Genomic DNA, 14,590 nt, shown 5'->3' on the forward strand with positions numbered 1-14,590 from the left:
GGCGATCGCCGCTCAGCGCGGCCGGCCGATGCTCTCGTAGGTGAAGCCGTGCGCGGCCATCTCGTCCGGACGGTAGATGTTGCGCAGGTCGACGACGACCGGGTGCTTCATCTCCTGCTTGATGCGCTTGAGATCGAGCGCGCGGAACTGGCGCCACTCGGTCACGATGACCAGCGCATCCGCCTGGCGCGCGCATTCATAGGCGTCCGCGCTGTACTCGATCTCCGGCAATTCCTTGCGCGCCTGCTCCATGCCGATGGGGTCGTAGGCCCGAACTTTGGCCCCGAAGTCGATCAGGCCGTTGATCAGCGGGATCGAGGGCGCTTCGCGCATGTCGTCGGTATCGGGCTTGAAGGTCAGGCCAAGCACGCCGATCGTCTTGCCGCGCAGCTCGCCGCCGAGCACGTTGGCGACCTTGCGCGCCATCGCGCGCTTGCGGTTGTCGTTGGCGGTCAGCGTCGCTTCGACGATTTTCAGCTGCACGTCGTGATCGAGCGCCGTCTTGAACAAGGCGCGGGTGTCCTTCGGGAAGCAGGAGCCGCCATAGCCGGCGCCGGCATGCAGGAACTTGGTGCCGATCCGGTTGTCGAGCCCGATGCCGCGCGCGACCTCCTGCACGTTGGCCCCGACCTTTTCGGAGAGATCGGCGATCTCGTTGATGAAGGTGATCTTGGTGGCAAGGAAGGCATTTGCGGCGTATTTGATCAGTTCCGCCGTGCGCCGCGCGGTATAGAGGATCGGCGCCTGGTTCAGGTACAGCGGACGATAGACTTCGCCCATCACCTTCTTGGCGCGGTCGTCCTCGGTGCCGACGACGATCCGGTCGGGATGGCGGAAGTCCTGGATCGCGGCGCCTTCGCGCAGGAATTCGGGGTTCGACGCAACCGCGAAATCGGCGTTCGGACTGGTCTCGCGGATCAGGCGTTCGACCTCGTCGCCGGTGCCCACCGGCACGGTCGACTTCGTCACCACCACGGTGAACTTCTTGAGCGCGGCGCCGATCTCCTTGGCGGCTGCATAGACGTAGCTCAGATCTGCATGGCCGTCGCCGCGCCGCGACGGCGTTCCAACCGCGATGAACACGGCATCGGCGTCACCCACGGCTCCGGCGAGCTCCGTCGTGAAGGTCAGCCGTCCGGCGGCGGCGTTGGTCTCGACGAGCTTATCGAGGTCAGTTTCGTAGATCGGGATCTTGCCGCGCTTCAGGGCTTCGATCTTGCCGGCGTCCTTGTCGACGCAAACGACCTGATGGCCGAAGTCGGCAAAACACGCTCCGGATACGAGACCTACATATCCCGTTCCAACCATTGCAATCTTCATGAATCCGCTCGTCGATCAGTGTGGAGAGGAGGAGTTAGCACTAGCACAATTGGCGCCGCTAACGCCAAGTTTTATAACGCATAGTTTGTGTTGGAGCTCGGCGGCTTTTTGTGCAAACGGTGATTGCCTCAGTGCAGTTGAGTGCGCGCTAGTCACCTTGGACGCGCCATGGACACATTCTCAACTTGAAATCGACCGACAATCGAGCCGCCGTTTGAGGGGTGGACATGAGCACGAAGACGATTGGCAAGCAGGGGCCCTCAGGAGCTGACTACGCGTCGTTGCAAACGCAATTCTCCAGATACGATCGCACGACGTTTTCTGGATTTGTTTACGACCGCGCCGATCTCGGCCGGCGCTACACCGTCGAGCTGCTCGTCGACGGCGAGCCATACATGTCATCATTGTGTGACGAGTTTGTAACAGAGCTCGCCGACGCCGGAATCGGCGATGGACGATTTGGATTTACCTTCAACGTGCAGGATGAGGTCGGCGCGAGTGCCGCGATCATCGAGGCGCGGCTGGCCAATATCGGAGGTGTCGTCGGTGCTCCGATTCGCTGCGATGTCGCAGCACCGGACGCGCAGTGGCACCGGATCGGCGAGATCAAATGGGCCGGTGGCCTGCGCTTCGAGGGCTGGCTTGCGCAGGACCTCGACGAAGACATCGAAATCCTGATCGCGGAGCGCCCGGTGATGACCGTGAAGCCGACCGGGTGGACCAACGTCGCGCGGGGCGGCGAGTTCGGCGTCGGCCGCCGGATCGATTTTCATCTGCCCGAGCATTTTGCCGACGGCGCGTGCGCGGGCTGTCGGCACGGACGGTGACCGGACGGAGCGTGGGCTCGGAGCCGATCGCATTCGTCGCGTTCGAGCGCGGATTGGAGCAGACCATCGCGGAGCTCGGGCGCTGGGACAGCGAGCGGTTGCGCGGACAATTGTTCGATCAGATGCTGCCGGCTTCGGTACCGTTTCACACCTATCGCAGCTGGAAGGAACGCTTCGCGCCGGCGATGGAGTCTGACGTTCAATCCGAGGCCGCGGTCGTCCTGATCGGCGAGGCCAGGGTGGACGAAAGCATCGAGAGCCTCGAAGCGCAGCGGCATGCGGCCTGGTCGGCGGTGTGCCTGCCGACGCGCGGGTTCAGCCGGTTCGATCCGACGGCTGCGCTCGAGTTTATCGACGGCGATGCAGCCAACAGCGCATTCTTCGTGTTCTGCCTGAGCGGGACGATCCTCGCTGAAGATGCCTTGCAGCGCTTCGCCGAAGTGCTTGCTTCCGAACCCGGCTGCGATCTCGTCTATGGCGACGTCGAAGTCGCCGCGGGTGCCGGAGCCGTCTGGCCGCTGGCGTTTTCGGCATTCGATCTCGAACGTGCGCTCGAGCAGGGCTATGGGGCGTATTGCTTTGCGGTACGCCGCGAACGCGCCGTGGAGGCGCTGCGATCGGCGGCGTCGCTCTACGACACCTTCCTGTCCTGCGCGGAGCGGGAGCGAACCTATCATCTGCCGGGATCGGTTGCGGCGCTGCCGGGAATTGATGCGTCGGTCGCGACCGCCGAGCTTGCCGCCGCGAGCGAGGCGTATTTCGCGAGGGCCGGCGTCGAGGCGCATGTCGAGCCGCGGCCGGCGGGTCTGCTTCCCGCCGTGCGGGTCAAGCGTGCCGTCGACTGGAATGAGCGCACCACCATCATCATCCCGACCAGGAATCGCGCCGAGCTTCTCAAGCGATGCATCGAAACCGTCCTGCCGGCCGCACATGAGACCACGCCCGCATCCTCGTCGTCGACAACAACTCCAGCGAGCCTGACGCGTTGGATTATCTGGAGGGCCTGTCCGACGACGAGATCGACGTGATTTCGGTCGATGGACCGTTCAACTTCGCGGCCATCAACAACGCCGCCGTCGATTGCGTCGATACGGAGAACATCTGCTTCCTCAACAACGACATCGAGGCGCTCGATGACGGCTGGCTGGCGGAGATGCTGTGGCGGCTCGCCGCTCCCGACGTCGGAGCTGTCGGCGCCAAGCTGCTCTGGCCGAGCAGCGTCGTGCAGCATGGCGGGGTGGTGCTCGGCGCCAATTTTTCGGCTGCGCACGCCTTCAACGATCGGATGGATGGTGATCCCGGCTACGGCGATCTGCTCCAGGTCGCGCACGAATGTTCGGCGTTGACGGCCGCGTGCCTCTTGATGCGCAAGCGCGATTTCCTGGCCGTCGGCGGCATGGACGAGATCCGCTTTCCGATCAGCTTCAACGATATCGATCTGTGCCTGAAGCTGCGCCAGCTCGGGAAGCGGATCGTGTTCACGCCGGACGCAAAGCTCGTGCATCTGGAATCGGCCAGCCGGGGCCGCGATTCCGCGCCGGATCGCAAGGCGCGCTTCGGGCACGAACTGGCGATGCTGCGTGCGAAGTGGGGCGAGGTGCTGCTGGACGATCCCTATTACAGCCCGCTGCTGGGGCTGGATTCGACGCCGTTTTCGTCGCTCGCATGGCCGCCGCGGTCATGGAAGCCGCGCGCCAACCTCCCGCCTCAACCGACCGTGCCTCCGATCGGGATGTAGCAGCACGTCTTCGACTGCCCAGTCGCTTATGGCTGCAACCGCTTCGTCGGCATCGAGGCCCGGTTGCAGCTTCAGGTCGGCTGTTCGGCCGCGCGCCGCTGATGCCGGGGTCCATTCGGTCGTTGCGGCCGGCAATCCGGTTGCCAGCAGCGCGTCCACCAGCGGATGCCCGAATGCCGGTTCGCCGATGTCGAGAACCAGTTTCGTGATGCCGTGCGCTTCGATCAACGTCGCGACGTCCGCGACGCCGATTTCACCGGTGACCGCGACATGCGGGCGCTGCATCAGCTTGAGATCGTCGAGGGTGGTGCCCAGCACGATGATCGCGACGTCATCGTCGTCGGCTTCGGCCAGTTGATCGCTCAGCGCTCTCGCGAAACGAAACTCCGCCGCGCTGGCGTGCAGGGCGAGCAGGCCGAGACGGGCCGGGCCGCTCACGGCGCGCGGCGGCGCTCGCGGTACCAGCGGGGCGCTCAGCCTGGTCACTTGCAGGCCGAGAACCGCTTCGGAGAACGCGGCGCCATCTTCGCCGATCACCGTCACGCATCGGGCCCGTTCGACAAGACCTGTCCAGTCCGGATGCACGCCCGATCCGGCCGCGGCGCGCATTGCAAGTCTGGTGTCGGTGACCAGGAGGTCGTAAGCGAAATTTTGCGTGAGTTGCGCCAGACATGCGCCGGGGATGCGGTCGGCCTCCGCAATCTCGAGCGCGCCGATCCGGAGATTGGTGAGGCATGTCAGAAGGGCTTCGCGGCCCTCGGGCGTCGCAACGTCGAGTGCGATCGACTGCGGAGCTCCGCCATCCGGGTCGAAGATCGACGCCAGTTGGCGCCCTCCCTCGGCGCGGAAGTGAACGACCAGACCGCGCTGGTCTTCCGCCGCCAATTGCTCGCACCGCCCGACGGCGATCTCGCGGCCAATCGAGGAGCCGCAGACGATGACGTGCAGCTCGGCGGCGGGCCGTTCGCTGGAGAGCAGCTTGAGCTCGAGCGCCGCGCGGCAATCGCGCAGCGGATCGGCGAGCAGGAACGCCGCGCACTCCGTCGCATAGCGCCGGTATCGGTGCTCGAGGACGCGAAGATTGCGCAGCACCAGGGAGCGCTTCTCGCCGAGAAACGAGCGCGAACCCTCGTGGCCGACAAAGACCGACGGGATGCACACGTTGCGGAAGCCGGCCTCCGCGGCGCGCAGGCAGAAGTCGACGTCTTCGAGATAGCCGCGATAGAAATCGTCGGAGAGTTCTTGTACGGCGTCGAGGCATTCGCGGGTGATGTAGAGGCAGAACCCGATGCCGTTGGGGATGTCGATGGCCATCCCGGAATTGGCTGTGCCGGCCAGTTCGTCGAGCAAGTCCAGTTCACCGGGCGAGGGCAGGGGATTGGAGCGGTTCGGGACCGGAAAGCTGGTGTATTCGCCGTTGTTCGAGAGCGGGGTCGCGGTGCCCACGCGCGGCGTCGATCGCACGGCGCTTCTCAGGCGTTGCAGCGCATATTTCGGCACGATCGTGTCCGAGTTCAGCAGCACGACGTCGCCGGCACCGGTCTCGCTAAGGGCCCGGTTGACCGCGCCGACAAAGCCGAGATTGTGCGCGTTGGTCAGCAGCCGGATGCGCAACTCCGCAGCCAGTTCGCCGAGCAGATGCTTGATGGCGGGTTCGGGCGAGGCGTCGTCGACGACGACGATGGTCGAGCCGGGCGTGCAGGCGACGGCCGTCAACGCGCTCTCGATGCAGGCACGCGTTGCGGCGAGATCCCGGTAAACCGGGATGATGATCGTGAGCGGGGGCGTTTCGCCGTTGCGCGCGCGGGGCGGCCACTGTGGCGCGTTGCGGCGATCCGGCGCGCGGTTGGCCGGCAGCTGAATGCTGGCGATGACGTGGTCCGCCTGTGCGATCTCGAGGCGTTGCGAGGTCGCGGACGGCGGCCGCATCAGGCGGAAGCTCGCAGCGCGTCGCCCGTTGAGCGCAAATCTGTGACGGGGATCGGCGGGAAGCTGGACCGTGCTGGATTGATCGGCTTGGGTCAGTGAAAGCTTTGGGTCGTCGGTGCCTCGCCACGTCACCCATCCCTTCACCTCCTCATCGAGGAAGTCGACACGGGCGCAGCTGTGCTGGCCGCGCTGCTCGAGCAGCAGCAGCAGCGCGCTCCTGACCGAATCCGGATCGTCGTCGCGCCGCGCGATGCTTCGTGCGGCTTCGAGCTGCGGAAGACCGTCGCCCCAGGCCATCATTCGCCGCGCGGCGGCAAGATCATCAGGTTCGAGCTCGAGCGCCCGGGCGACGCCCGCGACGGCCGCATCCCTCAGATCGAGGCGAAACAGCGCCTCCGCGCGCAGCAGATGGGCGCGGGCGCCCGGATGCGGCAGGATCCGGCAGCGGCGGTCGGCGAGCGCGAATGCGCGCCGGAAATCACGCGCCTCGAGCGCCCGGACAGCGGCGCGCTCGAGATCGACGTGGTGGAGCGTTTTGGACGTAAAGGCGATGTTGCGCGCGTCGGCGGTCAAATGTCGCCCTTGTCTGCCGGCATGGTCAGCCCGCCGTCTTGACGGCGCTCTGCCGGCTCCGGAACACGCGCACCCGTCCATCGAGGCGCGGCGCTTCCTGGCGCGGCATCGGGGCGACGGGCTCGGTGCGCATCGGCTGCCGGGGCGCGAGGGGCGCTGCCTGCACGCGGTGCTCTTCGACGCTGAGCTTGAGGCCGACCAGCGGTTCCCGGCCCGAAGGGCCGGACACCACGATCCGGTTCCCGGTCACCCGCAGCGCCGGAGCGCCGAGGAAAATGGTCTCGGCCGCGATGGCGTAGCGGTCCGCGGCGGGGCCGGTGGCTTCCAGCGAGAACCCCGTGATCGCTAGAGCGCGACCCCGGGTTCCGGCAAAGGTTCCAAGCGGAACGAACTGGTTGTCGCCGCGCTGCGGCCTCGCGAACTTGACCGCATATTGCAGGTTGAGATCATAGGGCTTGTTCGGCCAATCGAGGGAAATGCCCTCGATCCGGGCCGGCGCGGCCGGTCCGGCAATCCAGGTGTTCGGGCCGACTGTGACGTCGCCCAGGCCCGCGACATGCGCCAGCACCTTGAGATCGCTCAGCTCGTCAGGGCCGGCCTCGGGCTCGTACGTATCGAATGGCTGGCCGGCGGGCTGCGCGGCCGGCTGTCCCTGGGTCAGCGGCTCAATCTTGATATTGGCGGCGGTCGACCCGCCGGCGCGTCCTGCCGTGACCTCGACGATCAGGCGGCTTGGCCGGGCGACCGACACGACCAGCGCGCTCTCGGGCGCGAACAGGGTTCCATTGGCCGCGTCCGGCCCGCTGATGATATTACAATTGTTAACACTGGCGCGATCCGCATAGACCCGCACCACCGGAGGTGATGTCTTGTCTTCGGCGCCATTATAGCGAACCAGGAAAAGACCCCGTGCCAGGTCAATGGTTTTCTGCTGAATCTGTTCGTTCATCGTCGCCTGCGAGCCTAACGGATGGGTCGATATGTCTCTCACACAGTGTGCCCCAAAAATCTGTGTGATAGAAGGGGGCTTAATGTTAATCCGGTGAGATAGTTTCGCACGTGCATATCGAAGACACCCTGCCGGTCACGGTATCGACCCTGACCCCAATCGAAGACCGCGCGGCCGGGGGGCGCGCCCGCCCGCCAATGAACGTCCTGTTCGTCCACAACAACTTTCCAGCCCAGTATCGCCACATTGCGCGTGCGCTTGCGGAGCGGCCCGGAAACAAGGTCGTCGCGGTCGGCTCATCGACCGCGAGCACGACGCGGGATATCCGGCTGCTCAAATATTCGACCACCAAGTCGGACTCCGCGATGGTGCATCCCTTTGCGCGCCGCTTCGACGTCGAGGCGAGGCGTGCCGAGGAGGTCCTGTATGCGCTGTCGTCGCTGTCGGGGCAGGGCTTCGTGCCCGACCTGATCTTCGCGCATCCCGGCTGGGGTGAGACGCTGCCGCTGCGCACGATGTTTCCGAGGCGCGCATCATCCTCTATTGCGAGTTCTACTACGGCGCCGAGGGCAGGGACGTCGGCTTCGATCCCGAATTTCCCATGACCGGCCTCGACGGCAATGTCGCGCTCCATCTGAAGAATGCCACCACGCTGCTGGCGCTCACCGAGTGCGATACGGGCGTCTCGCCGACGCCATGGCAGAGGTCGACCTTTCCCCGCGAGTTTCAGAGCAAGATCGAGGTCATCCACGAGGGCGTCGACACCGACGAGGTGAAGCCCAACCCCGTCGCGCGGTTTCAGCTTCCGAACGGCACGACACTCTCGGCCGACGATGAAGTGATCACCTACGTCTCGCGCAACCTGGAGCCGGTGCGCGGATTCCATGTCTTCATGCGCTCGCTGCCGCGGATTCTTGCCGCGCGGCCCAATGCGCAGGTGGTGATCGTCGGCGGCAGCGGGACGTCCTACGGCGCGAACCCGCCGGAGGGTTCGAGCTGGAAGTCGATGTTCCTCGGCGAAGTCAGGTCGGATATCGATCTTCGCCGCGTGCATTTCCTCGGCCGAATTCCGCGGGAACCGTATCTCGAGCTGCTGCAGATCTCCTCGGTGCACGTCTACCTGACCTATCCCTTCGTGCTGTCATGGTCGCTGCTGGAGGCGATGAGCGCGGGATGTGCGGTGGTCGCGTCCGACACGGCGCCGCTGCGCGACATCATCTCGGATGGCAACGGCCTGCTGACGCCGTTTTTTGATATTGATGCGTTGTCGCATCAGGTAATCTCGGTGCTGTCACGACCCAAGGCCTTCAAGAAGATGCGGATGAAGGCACGGAGCTTCGTGCGGGACAATTACGACGCGAAGCGGGTCTGTCTGCCCCGGATGCTGACGCTCGTTGATGAAGGTGTCCTCCCGCGCACGCACGGGGGATAACGCCAGGAGCTTGCGATGCCGCTTGTCATCTCGGTTGCCCAGCGCAAGGGCGGGGTCGGAAAGACGACGCTTGCGGTTCTGCTTGCCGCAGAACTGGACCGGCGCACGGGCGTGGTCGGACTGGTCGACGCCGACTCCCAGGCGTCCGCCTGTCACTGGGCCGAGCCCGGCAATTTGACCTTCCCGGTCTATCAGCTTGATCCGGAAACCCGCCCGGTCGCCGAATGGGCCAAGCTGATGCGCCAGATTCCGCATCAGATCATCGTGGTGGACTCCGCGCCCAACGACCGGGTGCTGGGCGCGGTGCTCGCGGTTGCCAACATCGTACTGATGCCGTGCACGCCGTCCGGCCTCGACATCGAGGCCACCGCGCGGACGCTCGATATCGTGCGCGAGGTGCGTGCGGCGCGGCGGACGGCGCTCCGCGCCATGATCGTGCCGAACCGCGTCGACCAGCGCACGCTCGAAGGCCAGCAACTGATCGAGGAGCTGGATACGCTCGACGAGGAGATCGGCCCGACGATCGGAAGCCGCTCGGCCTATGTGCGCGCCGTCGCGCTCGGACAATCGGTCGCCGATTTCGCCGGCGGCACGCCCGCGGACATCGAGATCAAGATGCTCGCCGATCTCGTGATGAGCTGGTGCGGCATCGCGCCCCGGCAGCGCGTGACGGTCTAGCTTAACAAAATTCGCCGGCTGCTTCACATCAGGCCAACCATGCTCGCATGGGAACCGGCCGCCCGGTGCCGCCGCGGCCGCGCTAGCTGACGGCGGCGTCCCGCAGAAATCGCCGGAAAGGGCCTCAAAAACCCGATCAAGCTTGCGATCCGTTGGCCGGCACGCGCGTTATCATTCGGCGGCCGAAACCTTGCCGGCGCGGGACCCTTGCTTGGTTAACGGACTACCCGCGCGCATCGCGGCATTTGAAGCAAATGCCGCCGCGCGCTTGAGCCGAAGCTCAAGACATTTCCCGTAGATGCTTCCCGTCACTTTGGGGAGTGAGGAATGTACAGCGTCAAGAGAGTGATGGCCTTGCTTGTGGCCATCGTCGCGCTCGGGACCAGCGCGCGGGATACCCAGGCCGGAATGATCGGATTCCTGCTGCCGCTGCGCGGTGTGGTCGAGAAGATCCGCTTCAGCGAGCCGACGCTGGCGCCGATGGCCTACACCATGTTCTGCATGCGCTATGCCGACGAATGCAAGCCGAAGCCGCGCGTGCATACAGTATTCCGCGGCGGCGCCACGCGCCTCACCAAGCAACGCATCACCGACCTGATCGAGGTCAACGCCTCGGTCAATCGCAGCATCGCGCCGCAGCGCAACGAACGCGGCCTCGCCGGCGAGGAATGGCTGATCAATCCGGCGCGCGGCGATTGCAACGATTACGCCGTCAGCAAGCGTCACGAGCTGCTGGCGCGTGGCTGGCCGATGCGCAATTTGCTGCTGAGCGAGGTGGTGACGTCGTGGGGGGAGCATCATCTCGTGCTGGTGGTCCGCGTTGAGGGCGGCGACGTCGTGCTCGACAATCTGAATGCGCAGATCCGCACCTGGTCACAGGCGCGCTATCGCTGGGTCAGGATGCAGACCCCGGCGAATCCCGATCACTGGGCCGCGATCGCGCAGGCCGGCGCCTGAATTTCCTCAAGCAGGTCCCATCGATTGACCGTGGCGCGGCGAGACATTTCGCCGCGCCACTTTCGTTTGATGCATGTGACAGCCCGCATCCGGAACGATTGCCGGCTTGACCGGTTGATCCCGATCACATCCCTCGAGGCATCGACATGAAGCTGGCCGGCCTTGTCACAACAGCGGCACTGGTCGTCGCCGCCGCGGCTCCCGCGCTCGCACAGGGCACCGGGCAGACCACGCAGGGCGCGCAGCGCTATTCGATCGATGGACCGGGCGGCGGCGTTCCGACCTCGCGGCCGCAGGCGACCCGGCCGGTCCCGCCGGCAACACCGGTCTACCCTCATGGGACGCGGTCACGACACGCGCCGCCGGTCGGGCAACAGACCAACGTTCCGCTGGGCTCGCGTTAACCGTCACCGCTGAAGCAAATCCGTTCGGTCTTAACGCTATTCGCATCGCGGTTTTGCCGCGCCGGACGGAATGTCGTACCCATCTGTCTTTGCATGTGTTGAGGCGCGGGATTGGCCTGCGCAGGGACGGCATCTTCAATGGCGAGCAGGGGTTCGATCCTCATCACGGGCGGCGCGGGATACATCGGCTCCCATTGCGCCAAGGCCGTTGCCGAGGCCGGCTTTGTTCCGGTCGTCTATGACAATTTGACCACCGGCCACCGCAGCTTCGTGCAATGGGGCCCGCTCGTCATCGGCGACGTCGCCGATCACGACAGGATCGCGGCCACCATCCGCGAACACACTGCGCTCGCCGTGATGCACTTCGCTGCGTTCAGCGCGGTCGGCGAGTCCGTCGCGGATCCGCAGAAATACTTCACCAACAACGTCGTCGGCACGCTCGGCCTGCTGCGCGGCATGCGGGCAGCCGGCTGCGACCGCCTGGTGTTCTCCTCGACCGGCGCCGTCTACGGCAATGCCGGGCGCGATCCCATTCCGGAGAGCGCCGCGGGTCCGACCGTCAATCCCTACGGCCGCTCCAAATTCATGATCGAGCAGATCCTGGCCGATTATCGCGCGGCCTATCAGTTCAACTCGGTCTGCCTGCGCTATTTCAACGCCTGCGGCGCCGATGCCTCCGGCACCATCGGCGAACTGCGCGATCCCGAGACGCACCTCATTCCACGCGCGCTGATGGCGCTGCTCGGGCACGTGCCCGATTTCGCGATCTTCGGCGAGGACTACGAGACGCCCGACGGCACCGCGGTGCGCGACTATATCCATGTCGACGATCTCGCCAGCGCCCATATCGCGGCGCTCGAGCTACTGCTGAAGGGCGACGCCGGCGGCGTGTTCAACCTCGGCACCGGCACCGGCTATTCGGTGCGCGAGGTGCTGGACGCGATCCGCGCCGAGACCGGCGAAGCGGTGCCGAGCGTGGTGCGCGAGCGGCGGGCCGGCGATCCGCCGATCCTGGTCGCCGATCCCTCCAAGTCGGAGAGCGGCCTCGGCTTCAAGGCAAGCCGGTCCGATCTCAGCCATATCATTCGCTCGGCCTGGGCGTGGCACCAGAAGGCGCATCCGCGCCGGCGTTAACTCATCCGCTTCAGTCCAGCGTGATGTAATGCTGCTCGGCCAGCCGGGCGAGGAACGGCATGTCGACGAAGCTCGCCACCAGGAAGACGGCGACCAGCGCCAGCACGATCAGCATCAGGCCGCGCTCGCCATAGAGCTTCTCGGGCTTCTGCGCCGACGACCCAGGGGATGTCGACATCGAAAAATAGGTGGTAAACAGCATCACCACCAGCGGCATCGCGAGGATGTACTCGATGCGGTACTTCACCAGGAACACCGAGAGGAAGAACACCGAGAACAGCGAGTAGCTGAGGCACGAGGCGGTCAGCGACACCTCGGTATAGTCGGCGAAGCTCGCGCGGTAGCGCGCCAGCAGGTCCTTGCCGTGGGACGCGGCAATCTCGCGATATTCGGACAGCCGCTTGGCCGCCATCAGGAACGCGCCGCCGAACCAGTAGCACAGGATCACCGAACCCGGCGGCAGCGAGGTCGGGTCGATCATCGCCCAGCCGATCAACAGCCGCAGCGGGTTGTTGACGGACTCCGAGATGACGTCGAAATAGGCCTTGTCCTTGCTGCGCAGCGGCGGGACGTTGTAGACGAGGCCCTGCAAGGCGAAGATGCTGCTTGCGAGCAGCATCAGGCGGCTGCTGGCAGCCGCGCAGATCAGGCCAAGCGCCAGCAGCCCCAGCCACTCCAGCCCGATGATCCTGCCGTCCATTGCGCTCTGCACCGCCGAACGCTGCGACTTGGTCGGGTGATGCCGGTCGAAATCGCGGTCGAACCATTCGTTGATCACATAGTTGGCCGACGCGATGCAGATCGCGGCGACGAGGCCAAGCAGGATGTCGGCGGCGAGATGCTCGCTCCTCGCGCCGCGCAGCAGCCAGGCGAGGATGATCCCGGGAACGATGAAGATGTGCTTGGTGCTGTGATCGAGCCGCAGGATAGCGAGGTACTGCCGGACACGAGCGGCCGGCGGCTTGCGGGCTTCGAGCTTGCTGTCCATCAGCGCCATCGCACGGTCCTTTCCTGGTGTCCTCGATCGACCGCCTATCTGAGCAGATAGACGTCGAAGCTCTCGTCGGTCTTGGCGGGGTCGAAGCGGTGGATCAGCGTGGTCGCTGCGCGGAAGTCGCTGATCTCAGCGGCCGAGGCGCGGAACGTCCGCCAGTTCTTGCCCTCGTCATAGATCCGGTCGGGCGTGATCTCATCGAGCCGGTAGGCCAGCAGGATGAGGACGGGGGCGCCCGAGGTCTCGCGGAGCTCGCGTGCGAGGCGCAGCGTCTCGCCGAGATTACTGTCCATCCGGCCCTTGCGCGTGAAGATCACGACGCTGCCGAACTTGTGGTCGCGTGCGAGATACAGCGGGTTCTTGACATAGTAGGGCAGCGCCTCGACCAGCCATTCCGGCTCGCTGAGGATCGCAGCATTGGCGAGATCGGCGCGCGAGGCGATCAGGCGGCCGAGATCGGCGCTGCGGCTCGCGACAACGCCGGTTGCCGCGTTGCTCAAATCGTTCATGCCTGCGGCGGTCTGGATGGCGAGCAACAGCAGGAGCGATATGCGTCCGATTGCCGGCAGCAGTCCGTCGGATGCGGTAGCGACATTGTTCCAGCCGATCCAGTAAAGCGTGATCAGGAAGCAGAGCCAGACCGCGGCGTGGCGGTAGGCACCGTTGGCGGCGACGGCGAAGAACAGCGAGCTCAGCAGCAAGGCGGCGATGGCGGCCAGAAAGGCCGGACGCCGCGGCAGCAGCCCGAGCGTTGCGGCGAACAGCAGCACCGAGCCTGCGATCCCCGGCAGCAGATTGGCGAACAGCGCGCCCAGCGATGTCGCACCGGGATTCACCAGGGAAAGCATCGCAGCCGTCAGCGGTGAATCCTGCGACCAGTCGCGGGCCGCCGCGTCATTATAGGTCGGCAGCATCGTCGCCGCGCAGATCACGACGCCGATCGTCGCGACGATCGCGTTGATCGCGAAATTGCTGAGTTGGGGCGACCAGCGCCAGCCATGGGTCTCGAGCAGGTCGAGCAGCCAGAACAGCAGGAACGCGCCGACCATGATCGCGCCGACGACATTGGTGTTGGCGAGCAGGAACAGCAGCACGCCGAGCAGGACGCCGCGACCACGGTGCGCCGGATAACAGGCCGCGATCGCGAACAGGAACAGCGCCGAGATGCCGTAGTTCCGCGCCATCACGACATATTCGAACAGCAGCGCATGGCTCGTGACCAGCAGCAGCACCAACGGCCGTGGGAACGGCGAGCGGAAGATCAGCAGCGCGACCGTGAGGAGCCCGACCACGAAGGCGACGCCGGGCAGCACTTCGACCCGGCCGAACATCGCATGCGCGCCGCGCAGCAGCAGGTACCAGAGGGCAGGGTGGCCCTCGCCATGCAGGCCCTTCAGCATGGCGATCAGGTCGTCGCCGTTCAGCGCGATGGTGAGCGCGCGGACTTCGTCGCGCCACATCACGTGACGGGCGACCTGGAAGCCGACCAGCGCGATCCATCCCGCGAACAGCAGGAGATCCGGCCAGGACGGGCGGTCCCGCTTCGGCGCGAAGAACCGGTCGTCCAGGATGTGCAGAAAACGGCTCAAGGAAACCTGCTGCTGCTCGGATCGGTATGGTCAAACCGCGGCGCGATCCACGTGTTTCGCCATTTG

15 protein-coding genes are annotated in these 14,590 nt (G+C 65.5%); 10 read left to right on the plus strand and 5 right to left on the minus strand.

The genetic code is table 11. The annotated features are described in order from the left end of the window. Positions 1-12 precede the first annotated feature (12 nt). Complete coding sequence (locus ALC15_RS29215; protein ID WP_050630282.1) at positions 13-1,320, minus strand: UDP-glucose dehydrogenase family protein; 1,308 nt, start codon at positions 1,318-1,320, stop codon at positions 13-15. Positions 1,321-1,547: 227 nt separating this feature from the next. Here ALC15_RS29215 and ALC15_RS46620 point away from each other — a divergent pair, with 227 nt between their 5' ends. From ALC15_RS46620 to ALC15_RS46630, 3 genes are read left to right on the plus strand one after another with little or no spacing between them, the layout of a single operon-like run. Continuing rightward, positions 1,548-2,147: a hypothetical protein gene (locus ALC15_RS46620; protein WP_244486313.1), complete on the plus strand. Its 600-nt coding sequence runs from the start codon at positions 1,548-1,550 to the stop codon at positions 2,145-2,147. Then, entirely contained in the window at positions 2,144-3,175 is a 1,032-nt protein-coding gene (locus tag ALC15_RS46625) for a glycosyltransferase family 2 protein (RefSeq protein ID WP_244486314.1), read from the plus strand. Before ALC15_RS46620 ends, ALC15_RS46625 begins: the two co-directional genes overlap by 4 nt. Further along, entirely contained in the window at positions 3,133-3,885 is a 753-nt protein-coding gene (locus ALC15_RS46630; protein WP_244486315.1) for a hypothetical protein, read from the plus strand. The genes ALC15_RS46625 and ALC15_RS46630 overlap by 43 nt, the downstream gene beginning before the upstream one ends. Here ALC15_RS46630 and ALC15_RS29225 read toward each other — a convergent pair. Continuing rightward, entirely contained in the window at positions 3,826-6,111 is a 2,286-nt protein-coding gene (locus ALC15_RS29225) for a glycosyltransferase family 2 protein (protein ID WP_347336327.1), read from the minus strand. The two genes, ALC15_RS46630 and ALC15_RS29225, sit on opposite strands and share 60 nt — an antisense overlap. Here ALC15_RS29225 and ALC15_RS46635 point away from each other — a divergent pair. Further along, a complete protein-coding gene (locus ALC15_RS46635; RefSeq protein WP_244486322.1) occupies positions 5,992-6,429 on the plus strand; it encodes a hypothetical protein in 438 nt (145 codons plus the stop codon). The two genes, ALC15_RS29225 and ALC15_RS46635, sit on opposite strands and share 120 nt — an antisense overlap. Here the strand turns inward: ALC15_RS46635 and ALC15_RS29230 are convergent. Continuing rightward, a complete protein-coding gene (locus ALC15_RS29230; protein WP_050630284.1) occupies positions 6,413-7,336 on the minus strand; it encodes a hypothetical protein in 924 nt (307 codons plus the stop codon). The two genes, ALC15_RS46635 and ALC15_RS29230, sit on opposite strands and share 17 nt — an antisense overlap. Before the next feature lie 110 nt (positions 7,337-7,446). On the opposite strand from ALC15_RS29230, the gene ALC15_RS47690 reads away from it, so the two are divergent. The 6 genes from ALC15_RS47690 to galE all read left to right on the plus strand — a co-directional run bounded on the left by ALC15_RS47690 (position 7,447) and on the right by galE (position 11,941). Then, the gene (locus ALC15_RS47690; protein ID WP_347336326.1) at positions 7,447-7,941 is read left to right on the plus strand and encodes a glycosyltransferase family protein; all 495 of its coding nucleotides are present in this window, start codon (positions 7,447-7,449) and stop codon (positions 7,939-7,941) included. After that, positions 7,872-8,768 (plus strand): glycosyltransferase, encoded by an 897-nt coding sequence (locus tag ALC15_RS29235; RefSeq protein WP_347336328.1) that lies wholly within the window; start codon positions 7,872-7,874, stop codon positions 8,766-8,768. The genes ALC15_RS47690 and ALC15_RS29235 overlap by 70 nt, the downstream gene beginning before the upstream one ends. Positions 8,769-8,783: 15 nt before the next feature. Next, the gene (locus ALC15_RS29240; RefSeq protein ID WP_050630285.1) at positions 8,784-9,446 is read left to right on the plus strand and encodes a ParA family protein; all 663 of its coding nucleotides are present in this window, start codon (positions 8,784-8,786) and stop codon (positions 9,444-9,446) included. Between the two features lie 327 nt (positions 9,447-9,773). After that, positions 9,774-10,403: a transglutaminase-like cysteine peptidase gene (locus ALC15_RS29245; protein WP_050630286.1), complete on the plus strand. Its 630-nt coding sequence runs from the start codon at positions 9,774-9,776 to the stop codon at positions 10,401-10,403. 146 nt (positions 10,404-10,549) lie between these two features. After that, positions 10,550-10,807 carry a hypothetical protein gene (locus ALC15_RS29250; protein WP_050630287.1) on the plus strand — a complete coding sequence of 86 codons (258 nt, stop codon included), beginning with the start codon at positions 10,550-10,552 and terminating at the stop codon, positions 10,805-10,807. Positions 10,808-10,945: 138 nt separating this feature from the next. Further along, positions 10,946-11,941 (plus strand): UDP-glucose 4-epimerase GalE, encoded by a 996-nt coding sequence (galE, locus tag ALC15_RS29255; RefSeq protein ID WP_050630288.1) that lies wholly within the window; start codon positions 10,946-10,948, stop codon positions 11,939-11,941. A 10-nt stretch (positions 11,942-11,951) separates the two neighbouring features. On the opposite strand, the gene ALC15_RS29260 is transcribed toward galE, so the two are convergent. Further along, complete coding sequence (locus tag ALC15_RS29260) at positions 11,952-12,938, minus strand: UbiA family prenyltransferase (protein ID WP_244486316.1); 987 nt, start codon at positions 12,936-12,938, stop codon at positions 11,952-11,954. A gap of 35 nt (positions 12,939-12,973) precedes the next feature. Further along, a complete protein-coding gene (locus ALC15_RS29265) occupies positions 12,974-14,524 on the minus strand; it encodes a hypothetical protein (protein WP_050630289.1) in 1,551 nt (516 codons plus the stop codon). Positions 14,525-14,590: the final 66 nt, after the last annotated feature.

Origin of the sequence: Bradyrhizobium viridifuturi, assembly GCF_001238275.1 — a bacterium.
In the GTDB taxonomy this organism is placed as follows: Bacteria; Pseudomonadota; Alphaproteobacteria; order Rhizobiales; family Xanthobacteraceae; genus Bradyrhizobium; species Bradyrhizobium viridifuturi.

What these genes read in the sequence shown, in the direction of transcription:
- galE (WP_050630288.1), top strand. Translation starts at nt 10,946, where the DNA reads ATGGCGAGCAGGGGTTCGATCCTCATCACGGGCGGCGCGGGATACATC.
- ALC15_RS29215 (WP_050630282.1), bottom strand. Translation starts at nt 1,320, where the DNA reads ATGAAGATTGCAATGGTTGGAACGGGATATGTAGGTCTCGTATCCGGA.
- ALC15_RS46620 (WP_244486313.1), top strand. Translation starts at nt 1,548, where the DNA reads ATGAGCACGAAGACGATTGGCAAGCAGGGGCCCTCAGGAGCTGACTAC.
- ALC15_RS29250 (WP_050630287.1), top strand. Translation starts at nt 10,550, where the DNA reads ATGAAGCTGGCCGGCCTTGTCACAACAGCGGCACTGGTCGTCGCCGCC.
- ALC15_RS29230 (WP_050630284.1), bottom strand. Translation starts at nt 7,336, where the DNA reads ATGAACGAACAGATTCAGCAGAAAACCATTGACCTGGCACGGGGTCTT.
- ALC15_RS29260 (WP_244486316.1), bottom strand. Translation starts at nt 12,938, where the DNA reads ATGGCGCTGATGGACAGCAAGCTCGAAGCCCGCAAGCCGCCGGCCGCT.
- ALC15_RS29245 (WP_050630286.1), top strand. Translation starts at nt 9,774, where the DNA reads ATGTACAGCGTCAAGAGAGTGATGGCCTTGCTTGTGGCCATCGTCGCG.
- ALC15_RS29240 (WP_050630285.1), top strand. Translation starts at nt 8,784, where the DNA reads ATGCCGCTTGTCATCTCGGTTGCCCAGCGCAAGGGCGGGGTCGGAAAG.
- ALC15_RS29225 (WP_347336327.1), bottom strand. Translation starts at nt 6,111, where the DNA reads ATGGCCTGGGGCGACGGTCTTCCGCAGCTCGAAGCCGCACGAAGCATC.